Annotated in this window: 18 protein-coding genes and 1 riboswitch; of the genes, 3 read left to right on the top strand and 15 right to left on the bottom strand. The window is 40.9% G+C overall.

The window, feature by feature from the left end; all coding sequences use genetic code 11:
- Together J7E66_RS19415 and J7E66_RS19410 are read right to left on the bottom strand one after the other, a co-directional pair.
- A complete protein-coding gene (locus J7E66_RS19415) occupies positions 1 to 1,503 on the bottom strand; it encodes a sugar ABC transporter ATP-binding protein (protein ID WP_374103867.1) in 1,503 nt (500 codons plus the stop codon).
- A gap of 69 nt (positions 1,504 to 1,572) precedes the next feature.
- Positions 1,573 to 2,688 carry a sugar ABC transporter substrate-binding protein gene (locus J7E66_RS19410; protein ID WP_215002863.1) on the bottom strand — a complete coding sequence of 372 codons (1,116 nt, stop codon included), beginning with the start codon at positions 2,686 to 2,688 and terminating at the stop codon, positions 1,573 to 1,575.
- 129 nt (positions 2,689 to 2,817) lie between these two features.
- Positions 2,818 to 2,925, bottom strand: a riboswitch (SAM riboswitch).
- Between the two features lie 236 nt (positions 2,926 to 3,161).
- Between J7E66_RS19410 and J7E66_RS19405 the strand changes: the two genes are divergently transcribed.
- Positions 3,162 to 4,376, top strand: coding sequence for an MFS transporter (locus J7E66_RS19405; RefSeq protein ID WP_215002861.1), 1,215 nt, complete (start codon positions 3,162 to 3,164; stop codon positions 4,374 to 4,376).
- Positions 4,377 to 4,447: 71 nt separating this feature from the next.
- On the opposite strand, the gene yfkAB is transcribed toward J7E66_RS19405, so the two are convergent.
- Positions 4,448 to 5,563, bottom strand: coding sequence for a radical SAM/CxCxxxxC motif protein YfkAB (gene yfkAB / locus J7E66_RS19400; RefSeq protein WP_215002859.1), 1,116 nt, complete (start codon positions 5,561 to 5,563; stop codon positions 4,448 to 4,450).
- 206 nt (positions 5,564 to 5,769) lie between these two features.
- Between yfkAB and J7E66_RS19395 the strand changes: the two genes are divergently transcribed.
- Positions 5,770 to 6,579 carry a formate/nitrite transporter family protein gene (locus tag J7E66_RS19395; RefSeq protein ID WP_374103866.1) on the top strand — a complete coding sequence of 270 codons (810 nt, stop codon included), beginning with the start codon at positions 5,770 to 5,772 and terminating at the stop codon, positions 6,577 to 6,579.
- A gap of 155 nt (positions 6,580 to 6,734) precedes the next feature.
- Here the strand turns inward: J7E66_RS19395 and recQ are convergent, their stop codons facing one another.
- From recQ to J7E66_RS19345, 11 genes are all read right to left on the bottom strand, one after another.
- Entirely contained in the window at positions 6,735 to 8,867 is a 2,133-nt protein-coding gene (recQ, locus tag J7E66_RS19390; RefSeq protein WP_215003010.1) for a DNA helicase RecQ, read from the bottom strand.
- A 320-nt stretch (positions 8,868 to 9,187) separates the two neighbouring features.
- Entirely contained in the window at positions 9,188 to 9,385 is a 198-nt protein-coding gene (locus J7E66_RS19385; protein WP_215002858.1) for a DUF4083 family protein, read from the bottom strand.
- Positions 9,386 to 9,513: 128 nt separating this feature from the next.
- The gene (locus J7E66_RS19380; RefSeq protein WP_215002856.1) at positions 9,514 to 10,608 is read right to left on the bottom strand and encodes a CaiB/BaiF CoA transferase family protein; all 1,095 of its coding nucleotides are present in this window, start codon (positions 10,606 to 10,608) and stop codon (positions 9,514 to 9,516) included.
- Between the two features lie 15 nt (positions 10,609 to 10,623).
- A complete protein-coding gene (locus J7E66_RS19375; protein WP_215002854.1) occupies positions 10,624 to 12,198 on the bottom strand; it encodes a fatty acid--CoA ligase in 1,575 nt (524 codons plus the stop codon).
- 139 nt (positions 12,199 to 12,337) lie between these two features.
- Positions 12,338 to 13,495, bottom strand: a complete 1,158-nt coding sequence (locus tag J7E66_RS19370; RefSeq protein WP_215002853.1) for a thiolase family protein — start codon at positions 13,493 to 13,495, stop codon at positions 12,338 to 12,340.
- Between the two features lie 14 nt (positions 13,496 to 13,509).
- Positions 13,510 to 14,655 carry an acyl-CoA dehydrogenase family protein gene (locus J7E66_RS19365; RefSeq protein WP_215002851.1) on the bottom strand — a complete coding sequence of 382 codons (1,146 nt, stop codon included), beginning with the start codon at positions 14,653 to 14,655 and terminating at the stop codon, positions 13,510 to 13,512.
- A gap of 197 nt (positions 14,656 to 14,852) precedes the next feature.
- On the bottom strand, positions 14,853 to 16,109 hold the full coding sequence (locus J7E66_RS19360; protein ID WP_308162551.1) for a class I adenylate-forming enzyme family protein: 1,257 nt from the start codon (positions 16,107 to 16,109) through the stop codon (positions 14,853 to 14,855).
- Positions 16,110 to 16,120: 11 nt separating this feature from the next.
- Positions 16,121 to 16,378, bottom strand: coding sequence for an AMP-binding protein (locus J7E66_RS32645; RefSeq protein WP_308162549.1), 258 nt, complete (start codon positions 16,376 to 16,378; stop codon positions 16,121 to 16,123).
- A gap of 176 nt (positions 16,379 to 16,554) precedes the next feature.
- Positions 16,555 to 18,300, bottom strand: a complete 1,746-nt coding sequence (locus tag J7E66_RS19355; protein ID WP_215002849.1) for a sigma-54-dependent Fis family transcriptional regulator — start codon at positions 18,298 to 18,300, stop codon at positions 16,555 to 16,557.
- Positions 18,301 to 18,429: 129 nt separating this feature from the next.
- Positions 18,430 to 19,197 carry a 3-hydroxyacyl-CoA dehydrogenase gene (locus tag J7E66_RS19350; RefSeq protein WP_215002847.1) on the bottom strand — a complete coding sequence of 256 codons (768 nt, stop codon included), beginning with the start codon at positions 19,195 to 19,197 and terminating at the stop codon, positions 18,430 to 18,432.
- Positions 19,198 to 19,422: 225 nt separating this feature from the next.
- The gene (locus tag J7E66_RS19345) at positions 19,423 to 20,631 is read right to left on the bottom strand and encodes an MFS transporter (protein WP_251033011.1); all 1,209 of its coding nucleotides are present in this window, start codon (positions 20,629 to 20,631) and stop codon (positions 19,423 to 19,425) included.
- A 249-nt stretch (positions 20,632 to 20,880) separates the two neighbouring features.
- Here J7E66_RS19345 and J7E66_RS19340 point away from each other — a divergent pair, with 249 nt between their 5' ends.
- Positions 20,881 to 21,837, top strand: a complete 957-nt coding sequence (locus tag J7E66_RS19340) for a D-2-hydroxyacid dehydrogenase (protein ID WP_215002845.1) — start codon at positions 20,881 to 20,883, stop codon at positions 21,835 to 21,837.
- A gap of 72 nt (positions 21,838 to 21,909) precedes the next feature.
- Here the strand turns inward: J7E66_RS19340 and J7E66_RS19335 are convergent, their stop codons facing one another.
- Positions 21,910 to 23,136, bottom strand: coding sequence for an RtcB family protein (locus tag J7E66_RS19335; protein ID WP_215002844.1), 1,227 nt, complete (start codon positions 23,134 to 23,136; stop codon positions 21,910 to 21,912).
- Positions 23,137 to 23,248 lie beyond the last annotated feature (112 nt).

Below are 23,248 nucleotides of genomic sequence, written 5' to 3'. Positions count from 1 at the left end.
TTACCTGCCCCCTGTTGAATAAAATAATAGTTCTTCTTCGTTCGTTTCTCTCGTTTCAATTTCCTTTACGGACCTGCCGTCGTATAAAACATAGACCCGATCAGTAATCCCAATAATCTCCGAAAGCTCTGAAGAAGCATAAATAATTGCTTTACCCCGCTTCGCTAGTTCAGCGATTAACTCAAAGATATCCTTCTTTGCGCCAACATCGACGCCTTTGGTTGGTTCGTCAAAAATATATACATCTGCTTCAGCTACGAGCCACTTTCCGATTGCGACCTTTTGCTGATTCCCTCCGGAAAGATTCTGTACCTTGGTTTCTTCTGAAGGTGTTTTAATTCCGAGGCGATGGATCAACTGCTTTGCCGTTTCTTTTTCTTTTTTTCGATCTAAAAAGCTTAATCTCTTTGAAAATTCACCTAAATTAGCAGCTGTTAAATTAGTTTCTACTGATTCAAGAACTAGGATTCCTTCCTTTCTCCGTTCTTCAGGAACTAGAGCAATTCCCTTTTTAACCGCATGATAGGGACTCTTTAATTTTAAATTATTGCCATGAAGAAAGATGTCTCCCCCCGTTAATTTCTCAGAGCCGAATAACGCCTTACACAATTCTGTTTTTCCAGCACCGACAAGACCGGCAATTCCAATGATTTCCCCTGCTTTAACATGAATATGTAAATCTTTAATTTTCTCTCTATCTGAAAGTCCTTTTACTTCAAGGATCGTTTTTCCAATGGACGTATTCTTCTCTGGGAACTGTTCCTCTAATTTTTGACCCAGCATATGCTCCACCACTTTGTTGATAGTCGTATCAGTAACTCGCTCTTTTGCAACAAATTCACCGTTTCTCATCACAGTAACTTCATCACAGACTTCAAAAATTTCTGGCAAGCGATGGGAAATAAAGATAACACCTACATTTTGCTTTTTTAAATCACGGACAATCCGGAATAGTTCCGTCGTTTCAGTATGACTCAATGGTGCTGTCGGCTCGTCTAAAATAAGAAACTTACATTGATTTGAAACAGCCCTAGCGATTAAGATCATTTGTTTTTCCGCCAACGTTAACTCACTTACTAGCTTCTTCGTCGGAAGCATAATGTTCATTCTTGCAAGTATTTCATCCGCTCTTTGATGAAGGTTCTTCCATTTCATCCATTGCTTTTTCCCCATGTTATGGACTGTATCAAGGAGCATAATATTTTCTGCGACAGTTAAATATGGAATGAGAGCCGTATCTACTTCTTGATAAACAATTTGTATTCCTGCGTCCTGTGCATTTTTCGGAGAACGAATCCTCAGATTTTTCTCATCTAAGCTTATTTCACCGGTATAGTGGTCATATGCACCCGCTAGAACCTTCATTAACGTTGATTTCCCTGCCCCATTTGCTCCAATCAAAGCTTGGATTTCTCCCGTTTCCATCGAAAAGTCGACCTGATTCAATGCCTTCACACCAGGAAACTCTATTGAGATGTTTTTCATCTCCAATGCTGATCTCATCAAAATCATCCCCCGTAAGCAAACACTCTCTTCATCTATTGAAAAAGAGAGTGTCTAGTTGTATACCGACTATTCTTTATAATGCTTCTTTAACGTCTTTATCCACTCTTCCTCAAATGCAGTCGATTGACCCCAGCCTGGGATAATTTTTGCCAGATTAACCATGTTTACAGGCTCTTTTGCTTTGAGAAGATTTTCTTGTGAAACAAGTGAAGCATCTAAATCAAAGGTCTGTGGTGTTTCTTCACCTGCAAGCTTTTTCGCGAGTATTCTCATATCAACAGCACCGATAAGTTTCGGATCGACAGCTGCTGTGTATTTCCAAGCGCTGCCTTTTCTTTGAATTTCTTGCAGATCCGCATTGGAAACATCGATTCCATAAATCTTCACTTCTTCACGTCCTGCTTCTTTCAATGCTCGTGCTGCACCGATTGCAAAAGCATCCCAAGTAGCAAATATGGCATCCAGTTTGCCTTTTGGATATTTATTTAACATGGCTGCAACTGCGTTTTGTGTTTGTACACTTGTATCTGCCGCAGCCACACCAAAGCGTTCCACTTCTTTAATTTCAGGATTTTTTGAAAGGACTTCTTGATAAACCTTATTACGTCTAACCATTGCAGGGAAACCGTCGACCCATAGGTAGGCAATATTTGCTTTACCCTTTGTATTCTTTACTAGTTGATCAAGGGCTAAAGTTGCTAAGGCTTCATCATCCTGTGAAGTAAGCGTTACTCCATCAAGCTTCGCAATATTTGGATTGGAGTCAAATGTAACTACACTTTTTCCTTTTTCAACTATCTTTTTTACATCATTAACAGTCGCATCATCGTCACCATGAGAGATGATAAATCCATCATAATCCTGGTCTAATGCCTGATTAATAGCATCATGGAACTTAGCTGTATCACCATTTGCGGTAAACACGTCCACTTGAAAACCTAAGGCTTCTCCCTCTTCTTTTGCACCTGCTAGGAATTGGGCAGTATGATCATCACCGCCAATTTTACGGATAACCTTGATTTTTAACGGATCACCACTTGTAAACTTTTCAGATACACCTTCAAGTGAAACCTTTTTATGAGCACTTGCTTGTTTTTTTTCTCCCTCAGAAGCACAGCCTGTGAGTAAGAGTGTTGCTGCTAATGCTGATACGAGTGTACTTTTAAAGATATTTCTTTTCATGATTAAAGCTCCCCCTTTTAGATTCTTATCAATACTCCATTACTCCGATTGGAAAGGTATGTTTTTATATAAAAATAAAAAACCTCTCCAGAAAAGAGAGGTTTCATCACAAATTAAGGGACTACTCCTCTCTTATCTTTCAAAACAATAAATTGTTTTGCAGGATTTAGCACCAATTCCAAACGGAACGGTTGCTGGGCGTCATCGGGCCAGTCCCTCTGCCACTCTTGATAAGAGAACGTATTATTCATTTAAAGTAATAAATTAGATTTTAGTCTCCTATTAACAAGTTGTCAATAGTGTTTTGAATATTTCTAATAAAGGTATTATTCCCAATCCGCAAAAACCTTTGAATAGTAGTATACATAATTTCCTATTTTATATAAAAGGGATATCCCTTTAAAATTATCAGAAATTTTTGTATGATAATATTTAGTTAATCGAAATACATTTAGAAAGAAGTGTTATTAATAATGGATCAGGAAAGAAGTGCAAAGCGTAATTTAATGATCATGTGGTTTGCGAACTTCTTTGTAGCCGGAAGTATGACAATGGTTATGCCGTTTATTTCGTTGTACATTGAGACGTTTGGTGACTTTTCGGAAAAATATGTCCAGCATTGGTCAGGAATCACATTTGGGATTACATTTGTTTCTGCCTTCCTCTTCTCACCGATTTGGGGGAAAATTGGCGACCGTTATGGGAGAAAAAAAATCCTTATCATTTCCGGATTAGGGATGGGCTTATCTATTTTTCTAATGGGCTATGTCCATTCTGTCTGGCAGTTACTGTTGCTGCGCTTTTTCATGGGTTTCTTTTCTGGCTTCATCCCGATGTCACAAGCTTTTATCTCTACGCAAACACCAAAGGGGATTGCGGGGCGCGTTCTTGGTACATTGCAAACAGGTAGTATTACAGGTTCTTTGTTAGGACCGATGCTGGGCGGTGTTTTAGCTGATTCTCTTGGCTATTCTACTACCTTTAAATGGACGTCCATTTCGATTTTTATCTCTGCATTGTTAGTGATTGCCACAAAGGAATTCTTGATACCCGTGTCTAAAGGGGCAAAAACACATTACTCGAGCAAGGAAGTTTTTAAACACATTATTCGTAACCCTGTGTTATTAACAGTCCTGCTAATTTCAGCCCTAGTTCAGATTGCTCACTTTAGCATTCAACCAATTTTGTCCTTATTTGTTAGCGATCTGCATGGCACAACTAATGTTGCCTTTTATTCTGGGATTGCTTTTTCCGCTGCGGGACTGGGGAATTTATTGATGTCGAGGAATTGGGGAAAAATAGCTGATAAGTATGGGTATATTAAAATATTAGTTATTCTTCTTTTTCTAGCGGGGATTGTCTACTTGCCTGGAGCCGCAGTTTCTAGCTTTTGGCAACTCGTTATCATCCGCTTTGCCCTGGGTGTCACGATTGGCGGAATTATTCCTGTACGGATTGCCTATATCCGCCAAGAAGCACCGATTGCGATGCAAGGTGAAGTATTAGGCTATAATACCAGCTTGCGTTTCCTTGGGAATATTGTCGGCCCGATGCTGGGTGGATTTATATCTGGTTACTATGGCTTTTCTGCCGTTTTTATCAGCACAAGTTCATTATTAATTATTAGCGGATTTATTTTATTTGTTTCAATGCACCGTCATCCAAAGCTTGTAAAACACTCGATTTAATAACTTTAAGATTGGGCAAGGATAAGTAGAAAAGCACTTTAAATTAAATGATTTAAAGTGCTTATGCTTTATTACTTTATTCTGTTTTTTCGCTTAGTAAAGTCCATTTCTTGATAATAACTGTTCTTAACTAATATATTGGGTCCAAGGCATTTAACCGCCGGGCAATGACAGCTTAATTCTTTTGCCAAGGCTGACGACTGCCAGGTTTCATATGCATGTAGCAGATTTGTAGTCTGGATATTTCCTAGGGATGGTGTATCACCGAAATCAGTAACAATAATATCTCCGTTAAAAATATTTACATTCAGTCGCGAACGTCCATCAGGGTCATTTCTGACGGTGACATTTTTACTTTTATACAAGCTTTGAAGGAGAGCTAAATCCTCCTGTTCACTGCTGCACGCATAAAATGGGAGCGTGCCAAACAGCATCCACACATTTTCATCTCTGACATCTAGTAAGTGATGGATCGCTTCTCTTATTTCATTAAGTGATAAGGTTTCGAGATTGCTAGCAAAATCACTTGGGTACATTGGGTGTATTTCATGTCGCTGACAAAGCATTTCATCAACAATTTGACGGTGAATTTTTTCTAAATACGGTAGTGTCCGCTTGTTTAACATCGTTTCAGCAGATACCATCACTCCTGCTTTTACCAGTTCACGGCTATTATCTATCATTCTTTTAAAATATTGTTCCCGTTGTTCATATTCCGGCTTCCGTTCCATTCTGGCAAAACCACCCTCGACAAAATCATCGACGGTCCCCCAGTTATGCGAGATATGTAAGACATCTAAAAAAGGGACGATTAATTCATAACGATCTAATTCAAGGGTTAAATTGGAATTAATCTGCGTCCGTACACCGCGCTCATGGGCATATTTTAAAATCGGTACAACATAATTTTTTACCGAGGATAAGGATAACATCGGTTCTCCACCGGTAATGCTAAGTGATCGAAGTGTCGGGATTTCTTCTAATCTTTGTATGAGCAAATCCAGAGGAAGCGCCTGCGGATCTTTTGTTTGGAGTGTATATCCTACTGCGCAATGCTCACAACGCATATTACAAAGGGTCGTCGTGGTGAATTCAATATTGGTTAATTGAGGCTTTCCATATTGCTCAATATCTAAATAGGCTTCCCATGGATCATATGAAGGGGTAATTTTTTTCAATTTTGACATAATGACTCCTTAAAATCAGTCTTCAAAAAACTTCTCTATTATAACTGAATTACGGATGTTATTGCTATTTTTAACCATTACAAAAGTTTATGTTTTAAAAAATACTATTATTCTATGCTTGTTTTATGAAAAATTTACCCACTAATACATAACCACAGCACTTTGGATAAAAATAAAATGATAATATTTAATTGCGAATGGTGGTTATGACTAACTTGGAAATGCAGCCTTTAGGAGAAGCCGAGAAACTCGCCCTTAAAAAGCTGAAAATCTTTCGGCAAAGTATCCTTCGTTATATTTTACGGGCGGCGCTTGCCAGTATGTTTATTGGCTTCGGGGTCATTGTAGCATTTAAAACGGGGAATTTCTTTTATGTTAAGGATAACCCTTTTGCCTATCCGATGGCGGCACTTACCTTCGGGGCTGCCATCATTTTAATTGCCTATGGCGGTGGTGATTTGTTTACTGGAAATACGTTTTATTACACCTATGCCGCACTTCGCAAGAAAATGACCTGGATAGACGTCGTAAAACTATGGATTTGCAGTTACGCGGGTAACATACTTGGGGCGGCGGTTTTTGCCTTTATTATTTTTACAACGGGACTGTATGAAAGTTCCGAGGTTAACGGCTTTTTACTTCATGTAGTCGAGATTAAAATGCAGGTCCCAATAACCGAGCTATTTTTCCGAGCAATCCTATGTAATTGGCTCGTCTGTATGGCCTTTTTTCTTCCGATGGGGTTAAAAGGCGATGGACCGAAGATGTTTGCGATGATGCTGTTTGTCTTTTGTTTCTTTATTTCCGGATATGAACATAGTATCGCTAACATGTGTACGTTTGCCATTGCCTTAGTTTTAAACCATCCAGGGACGATTTCATGGAGTGGAGTGATTCACAATCTAGTGCCAGTAACGATTGGCAACCTGATTGGCGGCGCTGTTTTCATGGCGATGATGTACTATTATGCTAATAAGCCATTTTTAGATGAATATGATAAAGAACAGGGCAGATAAGTTTACATGCTGCCCTGTTCTTTTATTAGGTGTCATATCGACAAATTCCCGGGGAAATATCAACAATATAAGAGGGCAATCGACAATAATTAAGAATATTCTAAAAATATTGATAATTGTAACATTTCTTTGATGTGCGCCATCTTTTTGCCAATCTATTTCTTTTTGCTAATAAAATAAACATAGGCTTTGATCATAAAATAGCTTACTTCCTCAGGAAGCAATTCCTTGATCGGCTTCAGTCGCTCACGGCCAGCCTCTGCCAAGGCTTTTTCTAGAAGCGGCATGTATTCAGCGGGAATATGTTTTGAAAATTCAACTTCCAAACCTTGTTGCGCACATTGCAGCAAGTGGGTTTCCACCGTACTAACCGCCAATTCCCGTTGTTCAGCAATTTCCTCGATAGAAAATTTACTTTGGTGTAGTTTTAATGTTTCCAAATGCGTATCTGTTACCCCAGCTTTTTTGGCAGGCTTCTTTGGCGATTTCTCTACAGGTACCAACTCACTTTGATAGTCTAAATTGGCTTCGCAGAAGGTACGGATGGCTTGAATAAATTCAAGGCCATATTTTTTCAACTTCAGTTCCCCCACTCCACTAACCTGTAAAAAATCTTCCGTCGATTTTGGAAGTTTTGCACACATATCCTTTAAGGCAGCATCAGAAAAAATCACAAATGGCGGTACTTTTTCTGATTCGGCAATCTGCTTCCGCACTTCTCTTAACACTTCAAACAATGGGTCATCCTTAGCTACTTGTTTCACCTGTACAGTTTCACGGCGATGGACCTGTTCTTTACCTAAGAGAATATCTTTTCCTTTTGGTGAAACAAATAAGGTTGGAAATTGCCCTTGCTCGATCGCGATTAATTCCTGGGATATCAAGAATTCAATAAAGTCACTGACATCCTTTGAACTTCTATCCTTCATGATTCCATAGGTTGGAAGCCTGTCAAAACCCATTTCCGTTACTTTTTTATTTTTTGAACCTGTTAACACTTGAGCCGTGATCGTTTTACCAAAGCGCTGCCCCATCCGAATGACGCAGGACATCACCATTTGGGCTTCCTTCGTTACATCGATGCTTGTCCTCGTGTCCAAACAGTTGCCGCATCTGCCGCAAGGCTCTGTTTCGGTTTCACCAAAATATTTTAAGATAAATTCCTGCAGACAGTTTTCGGTATGGCAATAATCGACCATTTGCTGGAGTTTAGCTAATTCTTGTGTGATGCGGCTCCGATCACTAGATTGATCAATTAAAAAACGCTGAATTTGAACATCCTGTGAGGAATGAAGCATGATACATTCACTCTTCAGACCATCCCTGCCCGCACGGCCCGCTTCCTGATAATAACTCTCCATATTTTTGGGCTGCTGATAATGTACCACATAACGGATATTGGATTTATCTATTCCCATTCCGAAAGCAGAGGTGGCGACCATCACAGTCGCTTTATCTTCTAAGAATCGTTCCTGCTCACGATTTCGCTCTACATCCCCCATCCCCGCATGATAGCGGGCTGCCTTAATATTTGCTTTCAGTAATTTCTCATAAATTTGGTCGACATTCTTCCTTGTTGCTGCATAAATAATGCCTGCTTCTTTATCATTCTTTTTCAAATAGTCTTTAATAAACTTGTCCCGATCCTGGCCCTTGATAACCGTAAAGGACAGATTTTCCCGCTCGAATCCGGTAATAATCGTATTCTCTTCATCAATGTTCAATAAATCGCAAATATCCTCACGTACCTTTGGTGTGGCTGTAGCAGTAAGTGCTAATACAATTGGCCTTTGCGGCAGGCTATTAATTAGTTGTTGAATATGGCGATAGCTTGGCCGAAAATCATGTCCCCATTGTGATATACAGTGGGCCTCATCCACGGCTACTAATGGAATGTCCATGCTGTAAAGATCTTCAAGAAATTCACGTGATTCCAAACGCTCAGGCGCTATGTACAGAAGCTTATATTTTCCTTCGGCCGCTTCCATCATTCGCCTATTTGCTTCGCCAAAACTTAACGAACTATTGATAAATGTTGCCGGAATACCGACTTGAATGAGGGCATCAACCTGGTCCTTCATTAAAGAAATCAGTGGGGAAATGACAATCGTGGTACCGGGAAGGACAAGTGCAGGAATTTGATAACAGATGGATTTCCCGCCACCCGTTGGCATAACAGTAATTGTGTTTTCGCCAGATAAAACTGAACGGATTGCCTGCTCTTGGCCCGTCCTGAAGGAGCTATAACCGAAGTGGGATTCTAGTAATGGCAATGCTTTTTCAAACAACATTTTTCCTCCTTTCAATACATAGATGATCCTATTAAGTTAATGATATTCTTACTCTATTATACTGCTTGTCACTCGATTTTCAAAAAGCATTTATCAATTATAATAAGTAAACCTTTGGTAAATTGTTTCTATTCTATTAGTTAAATTTGCGACAGAAGCAGGGATGAAATGTATCGTGATCCCAAATCAGGTTACATCATTTTTAACCTTTCACGAAAAAACCATTCGTTCAGAGTCCTTTGTTGACTTTAGCTTAAAACAAATCATTTAACAAGAAAACGCGTAGGTCTTCTAAGCGTTTTCTCAAATGATTTCATTTACTCTTCTGTCCTATTATTTTCTTTAATCGCTTGAATCAGTTCATCCAACTTCTCATTCCTTTGTTGGTCTAATTTGGTTTTTTCATTCATGAACCTTATTGTTCTTACAATGAAATAAATACTAAACACAAGAATGACTAAATACAATAAAATTGGAATCATAGCAAAGAGACCAAATATATCAGTTCTGCCCATCACTCAAAACCTCCCCCTTAAATATGTAATTATACCATTATTATACATTAACGTTTTCATATTGTATGGTGCAAATCTATACAAAGAATAGACTGCCAAATGATCCTAGGGCAGTCTAAACTCTCCTTTTATATCAAAATATTATTCAATATCTCTTCTTTATGCTCGTTTTTTTGAGGAGGAGGGACAATAGATTCCTGCTCTAAGTCACTGTGCATTTTAACTTGATAGTCTCCCCAAGGTGATGAAAAGATGAGTTCCTTCTCTTGAAAATATGGGCTATCGGTTAATTCCCCTATCTCAAGGACAGGTGCCATACAGCAGTCTACCTTTTGGGCGAATTCAATCCACTCAAAGAAGGTTTTGCTTTTAAAAAGTGCTGAGATTTCTTGAAAAATTGGATTGGACTCCACCGATTGGGAAAAATGCGACTGAATCCAATCTTCACGCCCATTAGCCCTGCAAAAATTTTCCCAAAACTTTGGTTCGAGAGCGCCAATGCTCATGTAACGTCCATCCATCGTTTCATATAAGGCGTATGAAACAATGCTTCCATTAAGAACATTAATGCCAGTTCCCGCCCCGGTTTCTTTCTCAACCATGACATGGTTCCCCAATATTGAAACCAGTTGGTCAGTAATTGAAATAGAATGATAGCTTCCTTTTCCTGTTAACGCTTTCGAAACGAGCCCGGCCAATATCCGTTCATTAGCCGCAAAACCGCCTATATAATCGGCAAGCGTAATCGTCGGATGGACAGGTTTGCCGGCCTTATCCTTGAACTGGGCCAAAACCCCGCTCAAAGCCATATAATTGATATCATGGTTCCCTAGCTTACTTAACAGACCTTTCTGTCCATAGCCTGAAATAGAGCAGTAGACGATATCAGGCTTTACCTTTTGAACTGCCTCATATCCCAACCCAAGTTTCTCCATTACACCTGGTCTAAAACTTTCGAGAACCACATCCGCGTTTGCAATTAATTTCCGGGCATTGTCAATTCCCTCTTGCTCCTTCAAGTTAAGAGTGATGCTTTTTTTCTGACGGTTGTTAGCTAGAAAAACAAGCCCACTCCCCTGCTTTGAAATCCCCGTATGCCTGGCAGGATCTCCTTCAGGAGGCTCCACCTTAATAATCTCCGCACCCAATTCGGCCAATCGTAAGGTTGCGAAAGGACCTGGCAAGTAGTTCGTGAAATCAATAACTTTAACACCTTTTAACATAGTAAGGACCCTCTTTTAGGAATTTGTAGTACCTGGAGTAAAAAGCTCCTCCAGTTGTTTTCTCAAGACAAATTTCATGATTTTCCCACTGGCATTTCGAGGCAGCGCTTCACAGAAAATGTATTTCCTCGGGCGTTTGTAATTGGCAAGCTGATTGCTGTTTTTGCAGTGTATATCCAATTCTTCGTCAGTTACCTTCGGATCCTTTTTTACCACGAAGGCAGTTACAGTCTCGCCCCACCGGTCATTTGGCTGGCCAACTACTGCTACATCAAGGACACCAGGGTGGGCATGCAAAAGGTCTTCGACTTCCCTTGGATAGATATTTTCGCCGCCGCTGATAATCATGTCATCGACACGGTCATTGACATAAAGGTACCCCTCATCATCTAGATAACCGATATCTCCGGAATGGTACCAACCTTTATACAATGCTTTTTCTGTCGCTTCTACTTGGTTGAAATAGCCGGCCATCATACATGGTCCTTGAACTATAATCTCACCGGTTTCACCGACTGGTACCACATCATCTGGATCTGAGGGACCGTCTTCTCGAGTGCGAACCACCCGAATATCATGACTCAAGGCTGCTTGCCCTGCCGATCCTGCTTTCCTCAATTGGTCAGTCTCTGATAGAAAAGTAATGGCGGGACCCATTTCGGTCATTCCATAGGCTTGAATTAATGAGATTCCTAGGCTGTTATGGAGTGCATGAACGAGTGATGGGGCCATTGGCGCCCCACCATATAAACCAAGCTTCAGACTGGATAGATCATACTTGCTAAGGTCCTCTTGAAGGAGCATGTTCCACATGGTTGGCGCCGCAAAGAATTTCGTGATTTTTTCTAATTCAATCAATTGGAGGATCGCCTTTGGATTGAATTGATGCAAAATGACATTACTTGCTCCTGCATGAATCCTTGGCAGGAACGCACAATGGAGTTCAGCGCAATGAAACATTGGTGCAGTTACGAGACCAACGTCTTCCGCTCTAAGTTTGCATGAGGCAATACAGAATACACTTTGGTCTACCATATTGCGGTGGGTGTGCATAACTCCTTTCGGCCTTCCCGTTGTCCCACTGGTATAGATAAACGCATAAAGATCCGTTTCCTTCACGTCCGCCTGAATATCCTCCGTGGACGAAGCGGCCAGTTTTTCCTGATAACTAGCAGCATACGCGGGGGCCTCGTCATCAATAAACCAGAAGGAGGTCTTGTCAAAGCGATTGGCGATCGCTGAAATAACAGGCTCTAAAGCCTTTTCAAAAAGAACAATCTTTGGCGTGGCATCAGAAAGAATAAAGGCAACCTCCTCAGGGGTTAAGCGAAAATTAATCGGATTGAAGATGGCACCGATTTTCGCACAGGCGAAAAAAGCTGTTCCTAATTCTTCGGTATTAAACATGAAGGTGGAAACACGATCACCCTTTTGGACACCTTCTTTTATGAGGGCATTAGCGAGCCGGTTCACTTGTTCGCTCCATTCCTTATAAGTAAACCGGACATTTTTTCTGACATCGTAAATGGCTTGTTTGTTCGGATACTTTTTCACCGTCAAATCAAAGATTTTCCCGATTGTCGTGCTCATTGAATCGCCCCCATTACTGGACTTTTTATGGTCTTTCGTATGTTTTGCTGGTTTATCAACGTATCTTGGATAGTTCATCAGCGAATTCCTGTGGCCAATCAGCGAATATTGATGGTCTATCAGCGAATCTAAATAGCTCTTAGTTTATTCGCTCAATAATCGTTGCGTTTGCCATGCCGTGGCCTTCGCACATGGTTTGCAATCCGTAGCGCCCGCCGGTCCGCTCAAGTTCGTGCATCATTGTCACCATTAAACGCGCCCCGCTGCCGCCAAGCGGATGACCAAGCGCAATCGCTCCGCCATTTGGATTTAGTTTTGCTGGGTCTGCACCAATCTCCTTAAGCCAAGCCAGCGGAACAGAGGCGAAGGCTTCATTGACTTCAAACACATCAATATCGTCGATGGATAAGCCAGACTTTTCTAGTGCCTTTTGTGTGGCCGGAATTGGTCCTGTAAGCATCAAAGTTGGATCCGAGCCAACCACCACGCGTGTGTGAACACGGAAGCGCGGTTTTAGACCAAGCTCTTCTGCTTTTTCGCGCGACATGAGTAATAAGGCAGCTGCCCCGTCGCTTATTTGGCTGGAGTTTCCGGCATGAATCACTCCATCTTCTTTAAAGGAAGTGCGGAGACCTGCCAATGCTTCTATAGATGTTCCTTTTCTCGGACCAGAATCATCCTTGATGACAGTTGTTGTACCGTCAGGAAGCTTTACCTCGATTGGGTAAATTTCTCTTGAAAAATAACCTTCCTCCTGTGCCTTGAGTGCTTTTTGATGACTTTCAAGAGAAAATTGATCCAGCACTTCACGGGTAAAACCATAGTTTTCAGCAATCCGCTCGGCCGACAATCCTTGATGAATCATTTCGTACTTTGACCTTAAATTTGGACTAAAAGGTTCCTCAGCCCCTTTGTAGTTTGAGCCCATCGGAACACGGGACATGCTTTCAACACCGCCGGCGATCACAATGTCCATATCACCGGCAAGGATCGCTTGAGCAGCGAAATGCACAGCTTGTTGACTTGAGCCGCATTGGCGGTCAATTGTTGTCCCCGGGACTTCGATTGGGAAGCCGGCAATTAACGCAGCAACTCTTGCAATATCGCCTGCTTGCTCGCCGGCTTGGGTAACACAACCCCAAATAACGTCCTCCACAAGCGCTGGGTCGATCCCTGCTCGATTGACTAGTTCCTTTAACGTTAGGGCTGATAAGTCATCCGGACGGATATCCTTTAACACGCCATTTCTTCTTCCTACTGGTGTACGTACTCCTTCAACAATTACTACTTCACGCATAGTCATCTTCCTCTCTATAATCCTAGATTTTTCGCAATAATCGTTTTCATAATTTCGTTGGTTCCAGCGTAAATGCTAGAAACAGGAATATCACGGAATCGTCTCGCAATCTCGTATTCTTCCATATATCCGTAGCCTCCATGGAGCTGCATACACTCTGCGGCAATCTTCTTGGCGATATCGGTTAGCTTAAATTTCGCCATCGAGACCTTCGTTACAACGTTTTTCCCTTCAATATGCTCGGCAATTAACTGATCCAAAAAAGCTCTGCCCATTTCAATTTCTGTTGCCATTTCCACAATTTTAAACTGGGTGTTTTGAAACTGGCTGACTGGTTTTCCGAACGCTTCTCTGCTTTTTACATAGTCAATCGTCATTTTGAGCATGACTTCCGAGGCAGTTTGCGCCCCAATTGCGACAAGAAGCCGTTCCTGTTGGAGTTTTTCCATTAAATAAAGGAAACCATTACCTTCCTCCCCCAGTAGGTTTTCTTTCGGTACACGGCAATCTTCAAAGATTAATTCCGCTGTATCCTGGCAATGGAGACCGACTTTGTTTAACTTTCTTCCACGTGAAAAACCAGGGGCATCTCTCTCGATGACAAGGAGGCTGACACCTTTATGCTTTGGTACCGCATTTAGGTCCGTTTTAACAGCAACAACGATGAGGTCGGATTGAATCCCATTGGTAATGAATGTCTTTTGTCCATTAACAATATAGTGGTCTCCGTCCAATTTTGCTGTTGTTTTGATGTTGGCCAGGTCAGAACCTGTGCCCGGTTCTGTCATTGCAATCGCTGTGATAATTTCACCCGTAACACATTTCGGCAGCCAGCGCTGCTTTTGCTCTCCTGACCCATAGGCGGTGATGTAAGGGATGACAATGTCATTGTGGAGGCCTATCCCAATTAAGCCTGAGCCCACTCGTTCCAACTCTTCATTAATGACGACCGCAAATCCCCAATCGACCTCACTGCCGCCATATTTTTCATCAATATCAGGACAAAGAAACCCCTGCTCTCCCATCCTCTTCCAGAAGGAACGCGGAATCATCCGGTCCTCCTCCCACTGCTCATAAAAGGGATATGCTTCTTTGTCCAAAAACTTTCTCAATGACTTGCGAAAAATTTCGTGATCTTCATTTAGGTATGGATGTTTCATTCAAAGATACCTCTCTTTCGATGTGGTAGCGGTTACATTTTTAAAAGTACACGGAGTTTTTTTACGAAATTACGTTTTTTTAGACGAAAACTTGGACTTTTTTTACAAAATAACGCTTTTTTAGACGTAAGCTTGGATTTATTTTACAAATCATAGCTGCTTTTATACAATAGTTGGAATAAAACACCAACTCCACTCTATTTGGTTACATTTCTCAACTTCTCACGGAGTTGATATTTTAGAACTTTCCCAGAAGCGTTCCTCGGCAGCTGCTCTTCTATAAAAATTCGCCTTGGAACTTTATAGCCTGCTAGTTTTTGACGACAGAAGTTCTTCAATTCCCTCTCATCTATCACTGCACCTTCCTTTGGTACAATAATCGCACAGACAGCCTCTCCCCAAACCTCTTCGGGCAAACCAATAATAGCCGCATCGAGGACGTCAGGATGTTCAAAAAGAATACCTTCAACCTCAACGGAGTAAACATTTTCTCCGCCTGATATAATCATGTCTTTTTTACGATCAACTATCGTGATATAACCTTCTTTATCAATCGTCGCTAAGTCACCGGTATAGAGCCAGCCATTTTTCAAGGTGCTCTTCGTTTCTTCCGGCTTTTTATAATATTCCTTCATCACCATGTCACTGCGAACAATAAATTCACCAATCACTCCAGGTAATACATCATTATCTTCTTCATTGACTACCCTTGTTTCCGTCAAGAAGATAGGTTTCCCACCCTTGCCAAGGTGATGTTTATGTCCTTCTGGATCGAGGAGAATTCCGCCAGGGCCTGCCTCAGTTAGGCCGCAAAGGTTATAGAATTGATCGGTTTTAAAGAGTTGAATGGTTTTTTTGACAAGTTCCGGTGCCATTGGCGCAGCCCCGTATCCGACTCTTTTAATAGAAGATAAATTATAATCTGCTGCATTGGGAACTTGGAGTAGAAAGTTATACATAGCTGGAACCGCAAAAAGATGGGTAATTTTATGTTCTTGAATCGCCTGGAGCGTTTTAACTGGATGAAAGTCGCGATGAATAATATGTGTAGCACCAAGTGCCACCCCAGAAATAAGGAACAAGTTTAACTGCGCAGAGTGAAACAGCGGTGGGAGGTGGAGAATTCGTTCATGCTGTCTAATCCCCATATTAATAACTACAGCAATCCCTACTTTAAAAATTTGACTATGATCAAAAAGAGCTCCCTTCGGTCGACCGGTTGTACCCGATGTGTAGAGAATTTCTAAATCATCCTGCTCGGAAACCTCAACAGCCGGCTCATTTAGATTATGGGATAAAATCCTTTCATACGAATGGGATCCAGTTGTTTCTGGGTCACCAACGGTAATGACCAGCCGAGTTTCCGTGTCTTGTTTGGCAGTTGTGATTATTTGTTCAAACTCCTTGTCACACACAATTAAAGACGTATTGGATTGGTCTAAAATGTAGTGAATCTCTGATGCAGTTAGACGAAAGTTAACAGGTACACGGCAACGGCCCCAATTTTGGCAGCGGCAAAAAACGTAAAGACAAAGTGATCGGAATTCTTCATCATCATTGCCAACTTGTCACCCTTATTTACCCCCTGGACCAATAAGCCGTTTGCCAGTCTATTTACTTCTTCATTAAATTGGCGATACGTATAACTTCGTCCTTCACATTCGATGGCTAGTATTTCAGGAAATTTGCGGGCATTTTGCGCTAAAAGGTTTCCGATATTCATATAAGAATCCTCCTTCAAAAAGACTTCCCTCAATATTCACGCAATTTTTGTGCCAGTATTCAAAAAAAAACAATACGTAGGCAATCAGCCTGAAAAGCAGCAGCCTTAAATGACGATCTGTTTTTCAAGCAAACACAAAATACAAAAAGGTGTCCATTTTTTGGACACTTTTCACCCTAGGTCGGCAGTTTGTATTTTTTGATTTTTTCATATAAACCGGATCGGCTGATTCCTAGTAATCTAGCCGCTTTTACTTTATTCCCTTGTTCTTGTACTAATGCCTTTTTAATCGCTTCGAGTTCTGCGTTTTCGACAAGAGATACATTTAAAGAAGGCTCTAGAACGGAAACCTGCTTTACTAAATAATCGGGAAGATCCTCCAATCTAATTTTCCCATTTTCCGCAAATGTCATGGCCCGTTCCATAACATTTCGCAGTTCACGGACATTTCCAGGCCAGGCATAATCTAACATCGCTCCTCTTGCCCTTTCTTCGATACCAGTAATGCTAGTTCCTAAAATTTGATTCAATTCAATCATGAACCGCCCAATCAAATGATCTGTATCATACAGTCGATCGCGGAGTGGCGGGACATTTAATGAAATAACATTGAGACGATAATATAAATCCTCTCTAAAAAGACCCTCTTGAACCATTTCTTCTAGGTTTCGATTGGTGGCGGCAATGATTCTGACATCAACCTGAATTCTTACCGTACCGCCAACCCGGTAGAATTCTCTTTCCTGAAGCACACGCAGCAGCTTGGCCTGCAATGAGAGTGACATGTCCCCTACCTCATCAAGGAAGAGCGTTCCGCCATTAGCCAAATCAAACTTTCCAAGTTTGCCTTTTTGTCTCGCACCCGTAAAGGCCCCTTCGTCATAGCCAAAAAACTCTGATTCTAGCAAATCCTCTGGTATCGCTGCACAATTCACCACAATAAACTTTCCTGTATTTCTTGCACTGCTATTATGAATTGCTTGAGCAAACAATTCTTTACCCGTACCACTTTCACCACGTATAAGAATAGTTGACCTTCCTTTTGCCGCTTTGGCCGCACTTTTTTTCAATTTTTCCATATATGGATCAACGGTAAATAGGTGATCCCAGGTAAACCTGGCTGACTCTGACTTCTGAAATTGCTGATGATAAAAACTCGCTTTATTTTCCGCTTTCTGCAGCTTTTTGAATAACTCGCTGACCTCATTTAATTGTCTAAATACGACCTTGCCAATGGCTCCAATGATTCTTCCATTCTCTTGAATGGGAATTCGGTGGACGATATATTTAATACCATTGATTTCTAAAAATTCGCTAACCTCAGCGGTTTCTGATTGATAAACATTGTCTAATTGTAGTTCCGGTAAAACTTTCGCAACGGGATGGTATAGAACTGCTTCTAGTTGAAGATTAAATAATTCGAGTAGAGGAGGACTGACCATCTGGATGTTTTTCTTTTCATCCGTCATGACAATCCCGTCATAGGCATGGTCTAAAGCTGTTTCTAATGTCCTTTTTAAGGTTTTTACTGTTTTTAACTCTTGTGAGGTTTGCAGCAGTGACATGACCATATCTGTTTTCGTGAGGATTCCTACGACCTGGTCCTGTTCATCAATGATCACACCGGTGCCAACCTGACTGTTTTTGACAATCAATTCGATTTTTTCATATGGGGTATTAATGGGCAGTGTTTCAACCTGAGCTTTTATGTATTTTTTGATGGGAGTGGTTAGGGGTTTCTCGTCCAAAACCATTTGAAACAAACTGCTTCGGGTAAAAACGCCAACTAGTTTTCTAGCAACATCCGATACAGGAAGCAGGTTCCACTTCTTTTTGTTCATTAGACTGATGGCTTCAACTAGTGTCGTATTTTCGGTAACTATACAATCGACTGGCGTAATAAGCTCTTTAATTTGGAGCATTTCGTTACCCCCTTTTATTCATATCTTTATTGTAACAAAAAAGAGGGATATTTTTGAATATTTTAACAATACTTCTGATCATTCCATACGAACAAAAAGAGAAGGCTTGTTCCTTCCTCAACTTCACCTTTATTTCGGCTGCATTCTTATTGCCCCATCAAGCCTAATTGTTTCTCCATTTAACATTGGATTTTCAATGATGCTTTGAACGAGTTGTGCGTATTCACTCGGGAATCCCAGTCTTGACGGGAACGGGACCATTTTTCCAAGCGAATCTTTCGCCTCTTGTGAAAGGGTATCAAACATCGGTGTATGGAAAAGTCCAGGAGCAATGGTCATCACACGAAATCCGTAGCGAGCAAGCTCTCTTGCAATCGGCAGAGTCATTCCGACAATTCCACCTTTCGAGGCACTATAAGCAGCCTGGCCAATTTGTCCGTCATAAGCAGCAACAGAAGCAGTATTAATAATCACACCTCTTTCACCCTGTTCATTCACTTTACTACTGATCATCGTCTCAGCAGCGATCCGAATCACATTAAAAGTACCGATTAAATTCACATGAATGACTTTTGAAAAAAGTGAAAGATTATGCACACCATTCCTGCCAAGCACTTTCTCCGCAATCCCAATCCCTGCACAGTTCACTACGGTATTCACTCCACCCATAAACGCAGCAGCTTTACTAACTGCTTCCTGAATGTCTTCCTCTATAGTGACATCTGCTTTTAAAAATAAAACAGCTTCACCAAGTTCGTTTTGGAGACGTAAACCATTTTCTTCCGATTGGTCAAAAATAACCGCTTTTCCTCCGTTTTGAACAATGTTACGGATGGTTGCCTCTCCAAGCCCTGAGGCACCGCCAGTAACGATCGCACGACAAGTTTGAATTTGCATAGTTCATACCTCCTAATAGGATTTCCTATAATTCTCTTTTGCAAGTATTATGCCAAAAAGAAAAACTCTAGAATAATGGTCATTTTTACTATTGACCTTTAATGAATGTGTTTTAGGTATGGACATCTTTGCCAGAAAAGTGATCATTTACTGAACAGTTTAATAAAGTTGTAGATGAAATGGCTCCCAGGCTGGATTAAGACATAAAAAAGGTCAGGACCTCATTTAATATGATGTCCTGACCTTTTCCTTTGCTACCACGTCTTTTAACGACGCTCGTTTCTTTCTTTCCATTATTATAACTAAAACAATAGCTGCTATGAGAAATAGACTTGCGATACGAAAGATGGATGCCGTCCCAACAAACTGCGCGAGCACCCCAAAAATAAGACCGCTTAGCCCAATCCCCAAATCAATCGACGAAAAGATCATCCCGTTGGCCACACCTCGTCGATGTGCAGGTGTCATGAGTAAGGCCCAAGATTGAAGCGTTGGGATCAAGCAACCGAATCCGATACCGAATAATGCACCTGAAATGGCAATAAATAAGCTGGAATGTGCAAAAGAGAGTACCCATATGCCAACAAATGTAGCGAATGTACAGAACAATACAAGTCCTATTGGACCCTTCTCATCAAACCATCTCCCTGCAAATGGTCTGCCCAATGTGGCCATCACCGCATTAAAAATATAAAATAAAAAGATCTGCTCAATGCCACGTTCTTCACCAAAAATAACAATAAATGTAACCACTGATCCGTAACCTAAATTGATGATAATCGTGATAAATGCTGGAAACCAACTTGATTTTTCAACCAGTGAACCTAGATAGGAAAACTTCAATTCTTCTTTTCTAGTATTTGTCACTGCTTTAGGAGTTTGATACTTTACAGCAGTAAGTAAAATGATCGAGATAACCCCTAATATCGCTGAAAAATAAATTAGATTCGTGAAAGAAGTAATATTGTAAACAAATATTCCTACACTAGGGGCAATAATGTATGCAATTGTCATCGAAAGCCCGAAATAGCCCATCCCTTCTCCGAGCCGTGAATTTGGAATCACATCAACCGCCGCTGTGCCATTTACGGTTGTTGACCAGCCCCAGGCAAGTCCATGGACAAAACGGAATAATAGAAAAATCACCACAACCTGTGAAACTGGATAAAGAATCGTGACCAGTAAAAGCATAATTGCTCCTATTAAAACTAGTGCCTTTCTAGGCTTATACTCAAGCATAAAGCCGATAAACGGCCGGCTAATGACAGCGCCAATCGAAAACAATGCCGTCACTAGGCCAATCTCCAGCCCCGAAGCCCCAATGGATTTTATATATGGCGGTAGTGTGGGAATAAGCATTTGAAATGACATAAACACAAACAGATTTCCCACCATAAGCATAATAAACGACTTCGTCCACAAACGCTCTTTCAAACAATCCCCTCCCTCACTCCAATAAAAAAGAATCTTCACACTGAAGATCCGCTTACTTATATTTACTTCGTATTTCTAAATAATAGCACAGAAGATGGAAAAAGAATATTTGGATATCAGATAGTTTTATTAAATTTGCTGGTTTCTTCGGATTAGTGTCCGACTAGAAAACAAAAATCTTATCAATTTTTTTGATTTCCGTTATCATTAAATAAAGAAAACATTGTTAAATTGGAGGAATCCCCACTTATGAAAAAAATGGTTATCACCCGTAATATTGATCAAGATTACATAACACAAATCAATGCGATGATTCCTGATTGGGAATTGATAGTAGGCAAGGATAAAAATATTTGGCAAGCGCATCTAAAGGACGCAGAAATCATCGCCGGCTGGCATAATGGGCTAGAAGAATACTGCCTCGCTTCACATTCCAAGCTGAAGTGGTTCCAATCATGGAGTGCCGGTGTTGATTACCTGCCGCTTGAAGAGATGGATTCTAGAAACATTTACTTGACTAGCGCTAATGGCGTCCATGCCTATCCAATTTCTGAGACTATTTTTGCATTAATGCTTGGCTTAACACGGAAAATCCATACCTATGTTAAAAACCAACAGAAGAAAACTTGGCATCATGCCCATATGGGACAAGAAATACATGAAAAAACCATTGGCATTATCGGCGTCGGTACCATTGGGAAAGAAACAGCGAAAATCGCTAAAGCATTTGGTATGCACGTCCTTGGTGTCAGGCACTCTGGAAAGCCAGAGGACTATGTGGATGAAATGTATTCTCCAGACCAATTAGATCAGCTTCTGCCAAAATGTGATTATGTTGTGGTTACATTACCGCACACCAAGGAAACGAATCAAATGTTTGGCGCAGAACAATTTAAGCAAATGAAGAAGTCCGCATTCTTTATGAATATCGGCCGCGGGGAGATTGTCGTGGAGGCTGACCTTATCCAGGCATTAAAGGAAGGAACAATCGCGGGAGCAGGACTCGATGTGTTTGAAACAGAACCGTTGGGTCCGGAAAGTCCGTTATGGGAGATGGAAAATGTAATCATCACCCCCCACACATCTGGGTCAACCGATCACTATAATCAGAGGGTCATTGAAAACATCTTGATCCCTAACTTAAAAGAATATCTTTCAGGTCATATCCCATCGATCAATCTTGTTAATTTTTCAAAAGGATATTAATACAGGAGGACAGAAATTATTGAAAAAAGAAAATAGAGAGACTATTATTACAGTCTCTCTCTCCCAAATCTATCATTTTTTAAATCTTCCAGGTGTGAACTTTTCACTGGCTTTAAAGTTATAAACCGGTTTAATGAAACCTGCAATCTCAACAGTTTCTTCTACCTTTTCTAAAATTTCATTCATTGACTTATAGGCCATTGGCGCTTCATCTAATGTTTCTTCCGAAACAGACGTCGTCCACACGCCCTCCATTGTTTTATGAAAATCGTCCATATTGAGAGTTTTCATTGCTTTCGTGCGGCTCAATACGCGACCCGCACCATGCGGAGCAGAATAATTCCATTCATCGTTCCCTTTACCGACTGCTAGAATCGACCCGTCTCTCATATTAATCGGAATAATAAGACGTTCGCCTTTTTGCGCGGACACGGCCCCTTTTCGTAAAATCAGGTTCTCCGTGTCGATATAATTGTGTACCGTATCGAAGCGGTCCTGCTCCTCAAGTCCCATATTTTCCGTGATCGCTCTTGCAATTTCTTCGCGGTTAGCTTTTGCAAATGCTTGAGCTAACTTCATATCATGCATATAGTTATGAAAATCCTCGCCTTCCAAATACGCTAAATCATTCGGAATAACGGGATTCTTTTCTTTATAGCTTTTAATCATTGCTTCGATTTCTTTTTGACGTCCTTCCGCCTTTAATTGGTCAATGATATCAGTTAAATCCTGCTGACGAAGCTTTGAGATAGCTACCTTTTGGTAGTAGGTGGCAATCTTCGCCCCAACATAGCGGCTGCCAGTGTGTATGGTTAAATAGTGATAGCCATTGGTATCAACTGAGACCTCTATAAAATGGTTCCCTCCGCCTAATGTACCTAAGCTATAAAGGGTTCTGTTTTCACTCAAAATGTGATCTGCTTCAAATTCTTGATTGGCGGGAAAACTAGTATTAATAAACCTGACTGTCTCCTCAGTATGAAGCTCCTGCCCACTTGGGACATACGTACGAATCACTTGATCAAGTTTATTAAAATCAATTTTTTGATCCTGAAGTTTGACGGTTAACACGCCGCAGCCGACATCTACACCCACTAGATTTGGGACAACCTTATCCTTTAGCTGGATGGTTGTTCCAATCACACAACCTTTGCCGGCGTGATAGTCTGGCATAATACTAATCTTTGTATCCTTTAAAAAAGCTTGATTACATAGCTCTTGGATTTGCTCTAAGGCTGTTTCCTGAGGATAGTTTGAAAAAACACAAGCCTCTGTTTGTGCACCCGATACTTTAATCACTCATTTTCCCTCCTTCAAAACAGATTACCCATAGGCTACCATTTTTTTGACATTTGGGCAACGCAAATTCATAAAAAAGGAAGATGCCTCGGACACCTTCCTTTTTCAAATA

The organism is Bacillus sp. ISL-7 (assembly GCF_018613065.1).
Note: the sequence above shows the minus strand (reverse complement) of the source record. Positions and strands in the feature narration are given on the sequence as shown.